Raw genomic sequence first — 14774 nt, 5'->3', positions numbered from 1 at the left:
ACCGCCCCTCGTCGAGGCACGGCCTCAAATCGAGCGTTGGTTGACCCGCGCCATCAACTGCCCGGCGCTTTCCTTGCGCTCGGAGTAACGGTCGACCAGATGCGCCTGTTGATCACGCAGCAGCACGGTGAACTTCACCAACTCCTCCATCACATCCACCACGCGATCATAAAACGGCGACGGCTTCATCCGCCCGGCATCGTCGAATTCCATGTAGGCCTTCGGCACCGAGGATTGATTGGGGATGGTGAACATGCGCATCCAGCGGCCCAGGACGCGCAACTGGTTGACCACGTTGAACGACTGCGAACCGCCGCAGACCTGCATCACCGCCAGGGTCTTGCCCTGAGTCGGGCGTACCGCGCCAAGTTCCAGCGGGATCCAGTCGATCTGCGCCTTGAACACGGCAGACATTGCGCCGTGCCGTTCCGGCGAGCACCACACCTGCCCTTCCGACCACAGCACCAGATCGCGCAGTTCCTGCACCTTGGGGTGATCAACGGGAACGTCGTCGGGCAGTGGCAGACCGGACGGGTTGAAGGTGCGCGTTTCGGCGCCGAAGTGTTCGAGCAGGCGCGCGGCCTCCTCTACCAGCAAACGGCTGAACGAGCGTTCGCGGGTCGAGCCGTAGAGCAGCAGGATGCGCGGTTTGTGCGCGTCCGGTTGCGAGGGTTCGGCGTTATCGAACAGATTGAGATCGAGGTTGGGCAGTTCGGACATACATCCTCCTTAAAGCGTGCCGATTCGGTCGAGCTCAGCCTTGAGTTGATCGCGGCTGAGCGAGTGGAAAGGCAGATCGAGGAAGGCCTGACAGCGTTGGCCGATGCGCATAAGGGTCGCGTGAAAGGCCGCGTCGACAGTGGCTTCGTCGCCCTTCACTTCGGACGGATCTTCCAGCCCCCAGTGGGATTTCAGCGCCGGGCCGAAATACACCGGGCAAGTCTCGCCAGCGGCTTTGTCGCACACGGTGATGACGATGTCTGGCGGGTTGCTTGCGAAGGCGTCGTTGCCTTTGCTGTGCAAACCATCAATGGCAATGCCGGCCTGCTGCAGCGTCGACAGGCTGCGCGGCAGCACCTGACCTTTGGGGAAACTGCCGGCACTCACCGCTTCGAATCCGGCAGGCGCCAGGTGATTGAACATGGCTTCAGAAAGGATGCTGCGGCAGCTGTTGGCCGTGCACATGAACAGAATTCGCATGGTTTTTTCTCTCTCAGCAGCAGGCGGCTTCGCGAACCGGGCGGCCATTCATGTTTTGCAGGCGGGCGGCGTTGTCCTTGAGCCAATCGGCGTTGGCCTTGGACGTCACTTGCAGGATTTCGCGCACCCACGTCGGCAGATCCGGGTTGAGACGGTAATAGACCCATTGGCCCTGACGCCGATCGAGCAGCAGGCCATTGCTGCGCAGTTGCGCGAGATGGCGGCTGATTTTCGGTTGGCTGTCGCCGAGTGCGCACATCAGCTCGCAGACGCAGAGTTCACCTTGTTCGGCGATGAGCAGCATGGCGCGGACGCGGGTTTCGTCGGCGAGGCTCTTGAAGACTTCGGTGGGGGTGATCATGGAACGGACTCAATACATACGGAAATTCGAATATACGTATATCCATATATACGGTCAAACAAGATCAAAAGATCGCAGCCTTCGGCAGCTCCTACAGAAATCGGTGTAGGAGCTGCCGAAGGCTGCGATCTTTTGATCTCAAAGGTTAAGCAACAACCCCTGCTCCGCTTCACACAACCCCACCACATAATCCCAGACCACCCGCAGCCGCACCGACTTATGCAGCTCGCGCCGCGTGCTGATCCAGTAACTGCGCTCGATACTTTCATCCGTCAGCAACGGCACCAGTTGCGGATCCGACTCGGCCATGTAGCAAGGCAGCACCGCAATGCCCAATCCCGACCGCGCCGCTTCCTGCTGAGCGATGACGCTGGTGCTACGGAATACAACCCGAGGGCTGCGGCAGAAGCTGTTGAGAAACATCAATTCCTGGCTGAACAGCAAATCGTCCACATAACCGATCCATGCATGCCGCCCAAGGTCTTCGCGGCTGTGCAGTGGCGGGGCTTTATCGAGATAGCGTTGGCTGGCGTACAACGCGAGGCGATAATCCGTGAGTTTGCGCGTCACCAGCATGTCCGCCGCCGGCTGCTCCAGATGAATGCTGATTTCCGCCTCACGATTGAGGATGCTGACAAAGCGCGGCACCGCGACCAGTTCCACTTCCAGCCCCGGGTAACGCTCGAACAGCCCGATCATGCGACTGGCAAGAAACTTGATGCCCAGCCCTTCGGTGACGCCGACACGGATCTTGCCCAGCGGCGCGGTGGATTGGGTGATCTCTTCCTGCGCCAGCAACGCAACGTTTTCCATCGCCTCAGCATGTTTAAGCAGCGCCTCCCCCGCCGGGGTCATTTCATAGCCTTGCGCGTGCTGGACGAACAGCGCGGTGCCGAGGCTTTTTTCGATGGCTTCGATGTGGCGAGCGACGGTGGCGTGGGTGGTGTTGAGACGGCGGGCGGCGGTGAGCAGGCGGCCGCTGCGTTGCAGCTCGAGAAAAAACCGCAGGTCGTTCCAGTCGAACATGGGTTGTCCTTGTCGGCTATGGTCTATGCAGGCTGTTTAAAAACGCACAGCGGCTGCGCAAAAACTAACATTCTTTTGACGAAAGCTAACAACTAGAGTGTCCGACAATAAAAACAAAAAGCGAGGTCAGGGAATGCAGACTTCCCTCGATGAATACGACTACATCGTGGTCGGCGCCGGCCCTGCCGGGTGCTTGCTGGCCAATCGGCTGTCAGCGGATCCGCAGCAGCGCGTGCTGTTGCTCGAAGCCGGCGGGCGCGACAACTATGCGTGGATTCACATTCCTGTCGGTTACCTGTTCTGCATCGGTAACCCGCGTACCGACTGGTGCTTCAAGACCGAAGAACAACCGGGCCTCAACGGCCGCGCGCTGAGCTATCCGCGCGGCAAAGTGTTGGGTGGCTGTTCGTCCATCAACGGCATGATCTACATGCGCGGCCAGGCCAACGACTACGATGGCTGGGCGGCCGAGGGCAATCCGGGCTGGGCCTGGAACGATGTGCTACCGCTGTTCAAACAAAGCGAAAACCACTTTGCCGGTGCTGCTGAGTTCCACGGCGCCAAAGGTGAATGGCGGGTCGAGCAGCAGCGCCTGTCGTGGCCGATTCTGGATGCGTTTCGCAGTGCCGCCGAGCAGAGCGGCATCGCCAGCATCGACGACTTCAATCGGGGCGACAACGAGGGCTGCGGCTACTTCCAGGTCAATCAGAAAGCCGGCGTGCGCTGGAACGCGGCGAAGGCGTTTTTGAAACCGGTGCGTGACCGGGCGAATCTGACGGTGCTGACCGGGGTTGAGGTGGATCGGGTGTTGCTCGAGGACGGCCGTGCATCAAAAGTCAGCGCGCGGCATGAAGGCCAGAGCAAACAGTTCAAGGCGCGCAAGGAGATCGTCCTGTGCGCCGGCGCGGTCGGCTCGCCGAGCATTCTGCAGCGCTCCGGGATTGGCCCGCGTCCGCTGCTCGAACGTTTGGGCATCGGCGTGATTCATGAGTTGCCGGGCGTCGGCGGCAACCTGCAGGATCACCTGCAACTGCGCCTGATCTACAAACTGGAAAACGCCCGCACGCTGAACCAGATCGCCGGCAGCGTGTGGGGCAAGATGGGCATGGGCCTGCGTTATCTGTATGACCGCAGCGGGCCGCTGTCGATGGCGCCCAGTCAGTTGGGCGCGTTTGCGCGCTCAGGGCCGGAGCAGACTTCGGCGAACCTTGAGTACCACGTGCAGCCCCTGTCGCTGGAGCGCTTTGGCGAGCCGTTGCACAGCTTTCCGGCCTTTACCGCGTCGGTGTGCGATCTGCGTCCGCAGAGTCGTGGACGCATCGAGATTCGTTCGGCGGATCCGCAGGAAGCGCCGCTGATTCAACCCAACTACCTCAGCCATCCTGAAGATTTACGGGTAGCGGCAGATGCGATTCGTCTGACCCGGCGCATCGTCAGCGCCCCTGCCCTGCAAGCGTTTAAACCGGTCGAGTATCTGCCAGGCGACAGTCTGCAAAGCGAAGAGCAGTTGCACGAAGCGGCGGCGAAGATCGGCACCACAATTTTCCATCCGGTCGGCACTTGCCGCATGGGCAATGACGGCGATGCGGTGGTCGACGCACAGCTGCGTGTGCACGGCGTGCCCGGTTTGCGGATTGCCGATGCGTCGATCATGCCGCGCATCACCTCGGGCAACACCTGTTCGCCTACGCTGATGATTGCCGAGAAGGCTGCTCAGTTGATCCTCAACCCCAACACCAGGAGCAGCACCCCGAAATTGGAGCTGGCCCAAACTCTGTAGGAGCTGCCGAAGGCTGCGATCTTTTGACTTTGGATGTTCCAGATCAAAAGCAAGATCAAAAGATCGCAGCCTGCGGCAGCTCCTACAAGGAACCGCGTTTGATTCAAGGCATCACCCGGACACGCAACACCAGTGGAACAACAAAAACAATCACTGTGAGGGATACCGATATGTCAGAACACGCTCAGCCGCTGGGCGCTGCGAGCAGCGCCGAGACCAGCAATGCCACGCAAAAAGTCATTTTCGCTTCATCACTGGGGACGGTGTTCGAGTGGTATGACTTCTTCCTTTACGGCGCCCTCGCGGCGGTGATCAGCAAACAGTTTTTCGCCGGGGTCAACGACACCACAGCGTTCATCTTTGCCCTGATGGCCTTCGCCGCAGGCTTTATCGTGCGGCCGTTCGGGGCGCTGGTGTTCGGTCGGTTGGGGGACATGATCGGGCGCAAATACACCTTTCTCGCAACAATCATCCTGATGGGCGTGGCGACGTTCTGCGTCGGTCTGCTGCCGACCTACGCCAGCATCGGCATCGCCGCGCCGATCATTCTGGTGGTGCTGCGCATGCTTCAGGGCCTGGCGCTTGGCGGTGAATACGGCGGCGCGGCGACCTACGTGGCCGAGCATGCACCGATTGGCAAACGCGGCTTCCACACCAGCTGGATTCAGTCCACAGCCACCCTCGGTCTGTTGCTGTCGCTGCTGGTGGTGCTCGGTTGCCGCTACTTCACCGGCGATCAGTTTGAAGTCTGGGGCTGGCGCATTCCGTTCCTGCTGTCGATCGTCCTGCTGGGCATTTCCACCTGGATCCGCCTGAGCCTGCACGAGTCGCCGGCCTATCTGAAAATGAAAGAGGAAGGCAAAACCTCGAAAGCACCGATCCGCGAATCCTTCGGCAAATGGGAAAACCTCAAAGTCGTGCTGATCGCCCTGTTCAGCATCAACGCCGGGCAAGCGGTGACCTTCTACGCGGCGCAGTTCTACGTGCTGTTCTTCCTCACCCAGTTCCTGAAAATGGACCCGGCGGTGGCCAACACCTTGCTGATCATCAGCGTGGTCATCGGCGCACCCTTCTTCATCATTTTCGGCTGGCTGTCGGACAAGGTCGGGCGCAAACCGGTGCTGATGCTTGGCTTGCTGCTGGCCACGGCGCTGTACTTTCCGATCTTCAAATCCCTCGCCCACTACGCCAACCCGGCGATCGATCAGGCCAGCCGTCAGGCGCCGATCACCGTACTGGCGGATCCGGCGACCTGCACCTTCCAGTTCGACCCGGTGGGCAAAGCCAAATTCGACAGCCCGTGCGACAAGGTCAAAACCTTCCTGGTCAAGCAAGGCCTGCCCTACTCCAGCGCCGCCGCTCCGGCGGGCAGCGCCGTGCAAGTGAGCGTCGGCGACGTCAAACTCGATGGCTTCGACGAGGCCGCACTGCGCGGTGCGATTACCCTGGCCGGCTACCCGCAACAGGCCGACTTGCAGCAGATCAACAAACCGATGATCGTCGCTCTGATCGTGGCGCTGATCATCATCTCGGCCATGTGCTACGGCCCGTTGGCAGCGCTGATGGTCGAACTGTTCCCGACACGCATTCGCTACACCTCGATGTCGCTGCCGTACCACATCGGCAACGGCTGGTTTGGCGGGTTCCTGCCGACGGTGTCGTTTGCCCTGGTGGTGTACACCGGGGACATCTTTTACGGGCTGTGGTACCCGGTGCTGATTACTGGGGTGAGCCTGGTGGTGGGGATGATCTGTTTGCGTGAGACGAAGAATATCGATCTCGACAAGAACTGAAACTCAAGCAGACAAATCAATCGGCGAGGGCTATTACCCTCGCCGTTTTTTTGCTCAGGCATCTGCCTTGATCACCTCAAACTTCACCTGATCCGGATAAAACGCCACATAGTCGCGGATCGGCGCCACTGACACTTTCGGATTCTCGTAAGTCCACACTGCATTCCCCCCTTCATGCCCCGGCACTTGCAGGCTGAAGTAGTTAGCGTCGCCCTTGTACGGGCAATAACTGGTGTGATCGGTGCGGGCGAAGTACTTTTCATCGATGTCTTCGCGAGGGACGTAATAGACCGGCGGGTAGTTGGCTTCGTTGAGGATCAATACGTGGGAGGATGCGGCGACCTGGATGCCGTGAAATTTCACTATCAGGCAGCCGGGAAGTTGTTCGAGAGCAATGACGGGGCTGGGTCCGGGGCTTTTCATGGGGCTTCTCCTGAAGACGGCGAAGAGACCGGTTCAGGTATAGCCCATCGGTTCTGGTTGGGGTGGGTTTACAGCCGAACGGCCCTGCTCTTTAAACTCAAAGGCCCCTCACCCCAGCCCTCTCCCGGAGGGAGAGGGAACTGACCGAGTTGTCTGGCGAAATCCATCGACCTGAAAAATCGAGTCGATTATGGATTCAAAGCCAATCGTTCAAGTCGGTGAATTTCGCCAATATCCCCCAATCGGTCCCCTCTCCCACTGGGAGAGGGTTAGGGTGAGGGCCGCTTTCAGGCATCACGCAACAATATCAGTCGCCACCGCTTGCCCCACCACACCCACAGCAAAGTCCACCGAACCCTGCCCCGTCAGATCAACCATCAGGCTGGTCTGATCGGTTTGCGCGAAGTAGGTCAGGATCGCGTCGCCCGCATGCCCGGTGAAACCGCTAACAAAGTTCAGCGACGCCGCGCCCGTGGCGAAACCGGCGATCCCCGACAGGTCGATCTTGTCCAGGCCGCTGGTGAAATCCATGATCCAGTCCGGCGCGGTCATGGTCGAGTCGCTGGCAGCGCCAAATACAAAGGTGTCTGCGCCTGCACCGCCCCACAAGGTATCGCCACCGCCACCACCGTAAATGATGTCATTACCGGCACCGCCGACCAGTTCGTTGGCAACGGCGTTGCCGATCAGCAGGTCATTGCCTGAACCGCCGATGGCATTTTCCACGGTCACGCCGTGAGCGATGGAGACGTTGCCGACCAAGCCGCCGACATCGGAGAACGAGCCTTCATTGAGGTTTATCTTCTGGTTCTGGCTGAAGCCGGAGAAGTCCAGCGTGTCATTACCGCCGCCATCCCACACCGAGAAAACGACTTTGGAGGACGCCGAAGTGGCGCTGTAGAAATCGCGCTCGGCGTTGGAGTTGAACCCGTACGTGGTGTCATCGGCGCGGGTCGCGTAGTTGGCGCCATACAGTTTCTGCACCGCGACGATGTCATCCAGCAATGGCGCCGAAGCGTACGCACCACTGCCGTCCTTGCTGAAGTTCTGCTCGGTGTTGGCTTCGCTCCAGTAGCTCATCAGGCTGTAGCCGCGAGTGTCTTCGGCATATTTTGCGTCGTTGTAGGTCGGGTTGCCGTTGCCGGCGTTGTAGGCGCCCGGGTGCGACAGGCCGAGGGTGTGGCCGATCTCGTGGGTCAACGTCTGGCGCCCGTAATTGTTGGTGTCCGGGGTTTTGTTGACTTGATACTGATCGTTGATCAGATACCACGACTGGCCGTCATAACCGCCGCCGCTCGGCAGGTAAGCGAATGCCGCGCCTCCGGTGCTGACATCGTAGTTGCCGAAGGTCATGTGGCCATCGCCACCCTTGCCTTCAGTGAACGTGACGTTGGCGACGTCAGCCCAGGACTGCATGGCCAGCACGGCTTGCGCCTTTTGCTGGGCGCTGAACTCGCTGAAGTTGCCCAGTTTGACGTTGTAGTTCGCCGGTTTCTCGGTCAGGAAGGTATAGCTGAGGTCGATCTTGCCATCAGCGTTCTTGTCGCCCCACGACAGGCCTTTGCGCAGGATTTCGTCAGCGGCCTGATCGGCAGTGAATGAAGGTTTGCCGTTGACCAGCCCGACGCCACGGTCATACAGGTGGCTGAAGGTATCGACTTGATCGAAGGCGCTGGTGGTGTTGGATTTGGCTTGAGCCATGGTGGACTTCCTTGTTTCTGAGTAGTCAGTGTCGACAGACCACGGCGATCTTCTGGCGAGATCGTCCTGTCACTCGCGTGTTTTGAATCGGCGAAAAACCTGACACACGCGCCAACCGGGCGCTAATCAATTTCTCGATAGCCGGGCCTGCGTCCCGGTATTACCCGTCACGTGCTGTAATGTTTTTTATCTGTATATCCATACAGATAAAAGTTGCCCCTGAGGCCAAGTCCGGCCATTCTGTGCACCTGTTCCGACCTTGATCGACGATGGTGGTTATGCGGCTGTACCTCTGTGAAAAACCCTCCCAGGCCAAAGACATTGCGGCCGTGCTCGGCGCCAGGCGTCGGGGCGACGGCTGCTGGCTGGGAACGGACGTCACGGTGACCTGGTGCATCGGCCACTTGCTCGAAACCGCGCCACCGGATGCCTACGACGCACGCTACAAGCGCTGGGTGCTGGCCGATCTGCCGATCATCCCGGACAAGTGGAAAATGACCGTCAAACCGCGCACGGCCAGCCAGTACAAAGCGGTCAAGCGCCTGCTTGGCGAAGCCAGCGAACTGATCATCGCCACCGACGCCGACCGTGAGGGCGAGATGATCGCCCGGGAACTGGTCGAGCATTGTCGTTATCGCGGGCCGATCCGCCGATTGTGGCTGTCGGCGCTGGACGAAGCCTCGATCCGCAAGGCCCTGGCCGCCCTGAAACCGGGGGCCGAGACGTTCAGCCTGTATCACTCGGCGCTGGGCCGTTCGCGGGCGGATTGGCTGATCGGCATGAACATGAGCCGGCTGTTTACGCTGCTGGGACGTCAATCGGGTTATCAAGGCGTGTTGCCGGTCGGCCGCGTACAGACGCCAACCTTGCGGCTGGTGGTCGATCGCGATCGCAGCATCGCCGATTTCGTGCCGGTGCCATTCTGGGCGATCGACGTCGATTTGCTGCACAACGGCATCCCGTTTACCGCGCAATGGCGCGCGCCGTCGGATGCCTGTGATGATCAGGAACGCTGCCTCAATCAGGCGCTGGCCCAGCAAGCGGCGGCGGCGATCAGCGGCGCTGCCAGTGCCCGGGTGGTCAAGCTGAAAACCGAGCGCATGCGCGAAGTGGCGCCCCTGCCCTTCGATCTCGGCACCTTGCAGGAAGTCTGCTCGAAGAAACTCGGCCTCGGCGCGCAGGAAACCCTCGACATCGCCCAGGCGCTCTACGAAACCTACAAGGTCATCACCTACCCACGCAGCGATTGCGGCTACCTGCCGCTAAGCCAGCACAGCGAGGCGCCGGGGATTCTTGCGGCATTGCGGCAGGCCGATCCGGGCCTTGAGGCGCTCAACGGGTTTCTGGAGCCGCAACGCAAATCCCGGGCATGGAACGATGCCAAGGTCAGCGCTCACCACGGCATTATCCCCACCGCTGCGGCGAAGAACCTTGATCGCTTGAGCGGCAAGCACCGCTCGGTGTACACGCTGATCCGCGCACGCTATCTGGCGCAGTTCCTGCCCAATCATGAATACGATCGCACCCAGGCCGATTTCGATTGCGCCGGCGAAGCCTTGCGTGCGGTCGGCAAGCAGATCATCGAGCCGGGCTGGAAACGCGCACTGCCCGAGGCACTGGCACCGGCCAAGGGCCGCGAAGCACCCGCGCCGCAAACCTTGCCGGCCCTGAGCCAGGGTGTCGAATGCGCCATCGCCGCTGTGAAGCTCAAGGATCTATGGACGCAACCGCCCAAACCTTACACCGAGGGCGATCTGATCAAGGCGATGAAAAACGTCGCCAAACTGGTGGAAGATCCGCTGCTCAAACAGAAGCTCAAGGACACCACCGGGATCGGCACCGAGGCCACCCGCGCGTCGATCATTCAGGGGTTGCTGGATCGTGGCTATCTGGTGAAAAACGGCAAGGCCCTCGCCGCCACCCCGGCCGCGTTCAGCCTGATCGATGCGGTGCCCCGCGCGATTGCCGATCCCGGCACCACGGCGATCTGGGAGCAGGCGCTGGACATGGTGCAAAGCGGCGAAATGAGTCTGGAAGAATTCGTCACCAAACAAGCGGCGTGGATGAGCAAGCAAGTGACGCGCTGTTCCAGCCTCAACCTGACCATCAGCGGCCCGCCACCGGCCGGTAAAGCGGCGGCACCGTGGAAGAAGAAACGTAAATCGACGCGCAGCAAAACCACAGGCACCACCAAACGCACGGCGAAACCAGCTGCCAAATAAAACCCGCTACTGTTTCTGCAAGGCTCATCACTTTCAGGAACCCGGCGCATGGCCAATATCGAACTGCACTCCGCCCCGCGCGATGAACTGGAGATCATCGAAAACCTCATGCAGTTCTACATGTATGACTTCAGCGAATGGCTGCCGCTGAAGCTGGCTGATCACGGTTTCTTCTCCATACAGCCGAAAACCGACTACTGGCGCCAACCGGCCACTCGACCGTTCCTGATTCGCGTCGACGGCGAACTTGCCGGTTTCGTCACCGTCGATAGCGAAATCCATATCGCCGGAGCCGACCATAACATCGGTAATTTCTTCATCGCCCGGCGCTTTCGTGGCCAAGGCGTCGCGCAGTTTGTCATCTCTGCCCTCTTGAGCCGGATCGGCGGTCAATGGCAAATTTTCCACATCGACGCCAACCTGCCTGCGCAACGCTTCTGGGCCGGGCTCATCCCTGAATTGAGCGGCGGCGACTTCACCCGCCAGCAGCGCGAAGTGGACGGCTATCCGTGCACGTTCTACCGCCTGCGCACGCCGTTTTCCGTTGCCTGAACGGATTCTTTCTCATTCCAAAACAGCTTTGTCCGACAATATGTAGTGCTCAAAAATAATCACTACAAAACCGTTGACGGCGTCGTTTTGCTTTTGCATGATGAAGACGTTCCCCGATCGGGAACATGGGTAACACGCTTGAGCAAACTCGTCTGACCGCCGAGTTGTTTTTTCCGGATACACGCTGCCCACAAGGCAGATTGAAGAAGCTGACCTGGCCTGAACGTCCAGTACAAGGACGAGAAGCGCTGGCGAAAATTCTCAAGATGCTTGTGGTCGACACTGTAAAGGTCGTCAAGGAGCCTCCCGGTTTTCGCTGCTTCTCCTCGTTGTGACGCTATTGCGTAGCAGTTATTCAACACGACTACATGCAACAGATGCACGACCCCGTACTTCACACGGGCGAGCGCTGACGTCCTGGTTTCGGTGCCAGGGATCAACTAACCGATGGGCTACCTGTATTAGCGAATCAACTTTGAAAGATCACCAGACTGGTCAAGGGGCAACATTATGAATCTGAACAATCAACCTACTATCGAAGAACTGGCTCGTATGTTCGCTGCGCAGAAAGACAGCCACGACAGCCATATTCTGTGGATCAGCAAGTCGGGGCAGGTGCATATTGACTGCCTGGCGCCTCATGCTGGCGAAGAAGAGTTCGACCGCAACCATCAGAACCTGCTGGCCCGCCTGAAGATGTACCGCCGCGGCCACGGTTATGTTGGCAAGAAAGCCGCGGCCGACAAGGACTTCATCGGTAATGTTCTGCAAACGCTGAAACAGGCGTGGGATTCGATGCAGAACAACAACGAAGTTCGGGTGATTGATCGGTTCTGCTGAGTTAGTAATTAAATAATTGAAAGGCCTGCTTCCTTAAAGGAAGCAGGCCTTTTTTTGTTCGCTTGCATTGATTTGGCGTGACTGGAATTGTAGCCCCTCACCCCAGCCCTCTCCCGAGGGAGAGGGAGCCGACCGAGTGATCTCAAGCCATCCGTCAACCCGGAACACCGAGCTGAATATGGATTCAGCAAAACACTCTCAGGTCGGCGTATTACTCCAATATCCCTCGGTCAGTCCCCTCTCCCTCCGGGCGGTCCGACGTTTCGGGAGGGTTAGGTTGAGGGGCTTCCCATGCCCAACACCAATTCCACAAACGCCACCGCCGCCGCACTGTGATAATTATTGCGCCGCCGCAACACCGCCGCCCCACGCTGCGGCGCTTCACTCTCTACTCGTAGCCTGCGCAACGCGCGATCCTGCGTCGCAATCGCCTGCGGCAGCATCGTCGCCAGCGGCGCATGACGCACCACTTCCAGCAAGGTGCTGACCGAATTCACCTCGATCCGCACCTGCGGCGTAATCCCGTGTTGGCGGAAATACTCGTCCACCGATAACCGCGTGATGAAGTCCGGCGCCAACAAGGCAAAGTCCAGCGAAGCGATATCACCCGGCGTCAGTACCGAGTTGCTGTCATACAGCGGATGCTCGCGCCCGACCATGATCCCCAACGTCTCGGTAAACGCCGGAATACACTCGATATCAGGACTGCGCACCGGCGTAAACGCAATCGCGATATCCAGCGAGTCATCCGCCAACCCCGCCTCGATGTCATCCATCGACAGCTCGAAAATCTGCAAATGAATCCCCGGATAGCGCGCGGCAAAGTCACGCACCAACGGCCCGACCAGATACGCCATGAACGTCGGCGTCATCGCCAGGCGCAACCTCCCGCGAGACAGATCCTTCACGTCATGCAATGCGCGCTTGCCCGCCTCCAGCTCCACCAGCACCCGTCGCGCGCATTCGATGTAGGCCGCGCCGGCGTCCGTCGGTTTGACCGTACGCGAGGTGCGATCAAACAGGTTCACCCCAAGGGTTTCTTCCAGTTGGCGGATCTGTTGCGACAGGGTCGGCTGCGACACGTGCAGTGCCTCGGCGGCACGGGTGAAGCCGCCGTGATCGGCAACGGCCAGCAAATAACGCAAATGTCGCAGCAGCATGGGAAACACCATCTATAGGCAGGGCTTATGTAAGGCATTGTATATCGGTCTTGGACGCTATGGATGAATCGGCAGAAGATCAATCCCACACAGCAAGCCAATCCCTGAAAGGAGTGACACCATGCAACAGTCCCACGCCTACAACGACACCAGCCTGGCCCTGACCACCCGCGTTCTCGATGCCAAGGCACGCAAAGATCTGTCGTGGCAGGATCTTGCCGACGGCACCGGCCTGAGCCTGGCTTTCGTGACCGCCGCCCTGCTCGGCCAGCACCCGCTGCCGGAAACCGCCGCCCAAGTGGTTGGCGACAAGCTTGAACTGTCGGTTGAAGACGTCGCGGCGATGCAGATCATCCCGCTGCGTGGCAGCCTCAGCGGTGTGCCGACCGACCCGACCATCTACCGCTTCCACGAGATGATCCAGATTTACGGCACCACCCTCAAAGCCTTGGTTCACGAACAGTTCGGCGACGGCATCATCAGCGCGATCAACTTCAAACTCGACATCAAGAAAGTCGAAGACCCGGAAGGCGGCTCCCGCGCCGTGGTCACCCTCGACGGCAAGTTCCTACCTCTGCGTCCGTTCTGATCCGCTCCGGCCCGCAGCCTGCGTGCGGGCCAACCCCTCTCCTATGGCTACCCGTCACCAACCGCATCTGGAGGCTGCCCCATGCAAAAAATTCTGTTGATTCTGGCCCTGCTCGGCGGTTTTTCCGTCCCGGCATTTGCCGCTGACGAGGCCGTCGCCTACCGCTACGGCATGCAACTGGATATCACCCAGGTGCTGAGCATTACCCCGGTTGCCGATGTGTGTGGCGTGGTTCCGGTCGAGATGACGTATCTGGACAGCCACGGCCGCAAACACATTCTTCAATACAGCGAATTCGGCAGCGGTTGCTCGAACTAAGAGGACAACACCATGAAAAACCTGATTGATGGCTTCCTGAAATTCCAGAACGAAGCGTTTCCGCAACGCACCGAACTGTTCAAACACCTGGCGACCACGCAACAGCCCGGCACCTTGTTCATCACCTGTTCCGACAGCCGTGTCGTGCCGGAACTGCTGACCCAGCAGGAACCCGGCGAGCTGTTCGTGATCCGCAATGCCGGCAATATCGTGCCGTCCTACAGCCCGCATCCGGGCGGGGTTTCGGCGACGGTGGAGTACGCGGTGGCGGTGCTTGGGGTGACCGACATTGTGATCTGCGGGCATTCTGACTGCGGCGCGATGACTGCGATCGCCCAGTGTAAATGCATGGATCACCTGCCCGCCGTCAGCGGCTGGTTGCAGCATGCCGAGTCGGCGAAAGTGGTTAACGAGTCGCGGCCGCATGCCAATGACGCGGCGAAGTTGAGTTCGATGGTGCGCGAGAACGTGATCGCGCAACTGGCGAACATTCAGACCCACCCGAGCGTGCGTCTGGCCCAGGAGAAAGGCCTGCTGAATCTGCATGGCTGGGTGTATGACATCGAGACCGGTTCGATCGATGCGCTGTCCGCCGACCGCCGCACGTTTGTGCCGCTGGCCGAGCAACCGGCGACTTGCGCAATTCAGGCAAACGCCACCGCAGCCGCCTGAGCAACTGATCGTTCCCACGCTCTGCGTGGGAATGCCTCCGGGGACGCTCTGCGTCCAGTGACGCGGAGCGTCACGGGCTGCGTTCCCACGCTGGAGCGTGGGAACGATCAAAGATCAAAAGATCGCAGCCTTCGGCA

16 protein-coding genes are annotated in these 14774 nt (G+C 59.8%); 9 read left to right on the top strand and 7 right to left on the bottom strand.

Annotation, left to right across the window (positions count from 1 at the left end):
- Nucleotides 1–24: 24 nt before the first annotated feature.
- The 4 genes from arsH to P3G59_RS11900 all read right to left on the bottom strand — a co-directional run bounded on the left by arsH (nt 25) and on the right by P3G59_RS11900 (nt 2587).
- Nucleotides 25–720, bottom strand: a complete 696-nt coding sequence (arsH, locus tag P3G59_RS11915) for an arsenical resistance protein ArsH (RefSeq protein WP_277761690.1) — start codon at nt 718–720, stop codon at nt 25–27.
- A gap of 9 nt (nt 721–729) precedes the next feature.
- Nucleotides 730–1200, bottom strand: a complete 471-nt coding sequence (locus tag P3G59_RS11910; RefSeq protein ID WP_277761689.1) for an arsenate reductase ArsC — start codon at nt 1198–1200, stop codon at nt 730–732.
- Nucleotides 1201–1213: 13 nt separating this feature from the next.
- On the bottom strand, nt 1214–1561 hold the full coding sequence (locus tag P3G59_RS11905) for a metalloregulator ArsR/SmtB family transcription factor (protein WP_277761688.1): 348 nt from the start codon (nt 1559–1561) through the stop codon (nt 1214–1216).
- 138 nt (nt 1562–1699) lie between these two features.
- The gene (locus P3G59_RS11900; protein WP_277761687.1) at nt 1700–2587 is read right to left on the bottom strand and encodes a LysR family transcriptional regulator; all 888 of its coding nucleotides are present in this window, start codon (nt 2585–2587) and stop codon (nt 1700–1702) included.
- Nucleotides 2588–2720: 133 nt separating this feature from the next.
- Here P3G59_RS11900 and P3G59_RS11895 point away from each other — a divergent pair, with 133 nt between their 5' ends.
- The gene (locus P3G59_RS11895) at nt 2721–4367 is read left to right on the top strand and encodes a GMC family oxidoreductase N-terminal domain-containing protein (RefSeq protein WP_277761686.1); all 1647 of its coding nucleotides are present in this window, start codon (nt 2721–2723) and stop codon (nt 4365–4367) included.
- Between the two features lie 170 nt (nt 4368–4537).
- Nucleotides 4538–6160 (top strand): MFS transporter, encoded by a 1623-nt coding sequence (locus P3G59_RS11890; protein ID WP_277761685.1) that lies wholly within the window; start codon nt 4538–4540, stop codon nt 6158–6160.
- A 54-nt stretch (nt 6161–6214) separates the two neighbouring features.
- Here P3G59_RS11890 and P3G59_RS11885 read toward each other — a convergent pair whose 3' ends face one another.
- Nucleotides 6215–6583 carry a DUF427 domain-containing protein gene (locus P3G59_RS11885; RefSeq protein WP_277761684.1) on the bottom strand — a complete coding sequence of 123 codons (369 nt, stop codon included), beginning with the start codon at nt 6581–6583 and terminating at the stop codon, nt 6215–6217.
- Nucleotides 6584–6877: 294 nt separating this feature from the next.
- Complete coding sequence (locus tag P3G59_RS11880) at nt 6878–8284, bottom strand: serralysin family metalloprotease (protein ID WP_277761683.1); 1407 nt, start codon at nt 8282–8284, stop codon at nt 6878–6880.
- Between the two features lie 278 nt (nt 8285–8562).
- Here P3G59_RS11880 and P3G59_RS11875 point away from each other — a divergent pair, with 278 nt between their 5' ends.
- From P3G59_RS11875 to P3G59_RS11860, 4 genes are all read left to right on the top strand, one after another.
- Nucleotides 8563–10506, top strand: coding sequence for a DNA topoisomerase III (locus P3G59_RS11875; protein WP_277761682.1), 1944 nt, complete (start codon nt 8563–8565; stop codon nt 10504–10506).
- Between the two features lie 48 nt (nt 10507–10554).
- Nucleotides 10555–11058: a GNAT family N-acetyltransferase gene (locus P3G59_RS11870; protein ID WP_277761681.1), complete on the top strand. Its 504-nt coding sequence runs from the start codon at nt 10555–10557 to the stop codon at nt 11056–11058.
- Between the two features lie 125 nt (nt 11059–11183).
- Nucleotides 11184–11393: a hypothetical protein gene (locus tag P3G59_RS11865; protein ID WP_277761680.1), complete on the top strand. Its 210-nt coding sequence runs from the start codon at nt 11184–11186 to the stop codon at nt 11391–11393.
- Between the two features lie 175 nt (nt 11394–11568).
- The gene (locus tag P3G59_RS11860) at nt 11569–11898 is read left to right on the top strand and encodes a hypothetical protein (protein ID WP_034152457.1); all 330 of its coding nucleotides are present in this window, start codon (nt 11569–11571) and stop codon (nt 11896–11898) included.
- 272 nt (nt 11899–12170) lie between these two features.
- On the opposite strand, the gene cynR is transcribed toward P3G59_RS11860, so the two are convergent.
- Nucleotides 12171–13058 carry a transcriptional regulator CynR gene (cynR, locus tag P3G59_RS11855; protein WP_277761679.1) on the bottom strand — a complete coding sequence of 296 codons (888 nt, stop codon included), beginning with the start codon at nt 13056–13058 and terminating at the stop codon, nt 12171–12173.
- A 121-nt stretch (nt 13059–13179) separates the two neighbouring features.
- On the opposite strand from cynR, the gene cynS reads away from it, so the two are divergent.
- The 3 genes from cynS (at nt 13180) to P3G59_RS11840 (ending at nt 14637) form a co-directional block, all read left to right on the top strand.
- A complete protein-coding gene (gene cynS, locus P3G59_RS11850) occupies nt 13180–13647 on the top strand; it encodes a cyanase (RefSeq protein WP_277761678.1) in 468 nt (155 codons plus the stop codon).
- Nucleotides 13648–13728: 81 nt separating this feature from the next.
- Entirely contained in the window at nt 13729–13965 is a 237-nt protein-coding gene (locus P3G59_RS11845; RefSeq protein ID WP_277761677.1) for a DUF2790 domain-containing protein, read from the top strand.
- Between the two features lie 12 nt (nt 13966–13977).
- Nucleotides 13978–14637, top strand: a complete 660-nt coding sequence (locus tag P3G59_RS11840; protein ID WP_277761676.1) for a carbonic anhydrase — start codon at nt 13978–13980, stop codon at nt 14635–14637.
- Nucleotides 14638–14774 lie beyond the last annotated feature (137 nt).

This window comes from Pseudomonas sp. A34-9, from assembly GCF_029543085.1.
Lineage (GTDB): Bacteria > Pseudomonadota > Gammaproteobacteria > Pseudomonadales > Pseudomonadaceae > Aquipseudomonas.
Note: the sequence above shows the minus strand (reverse complement) of the source record. Positions and strands in the feature narration are given on the sequence as shown.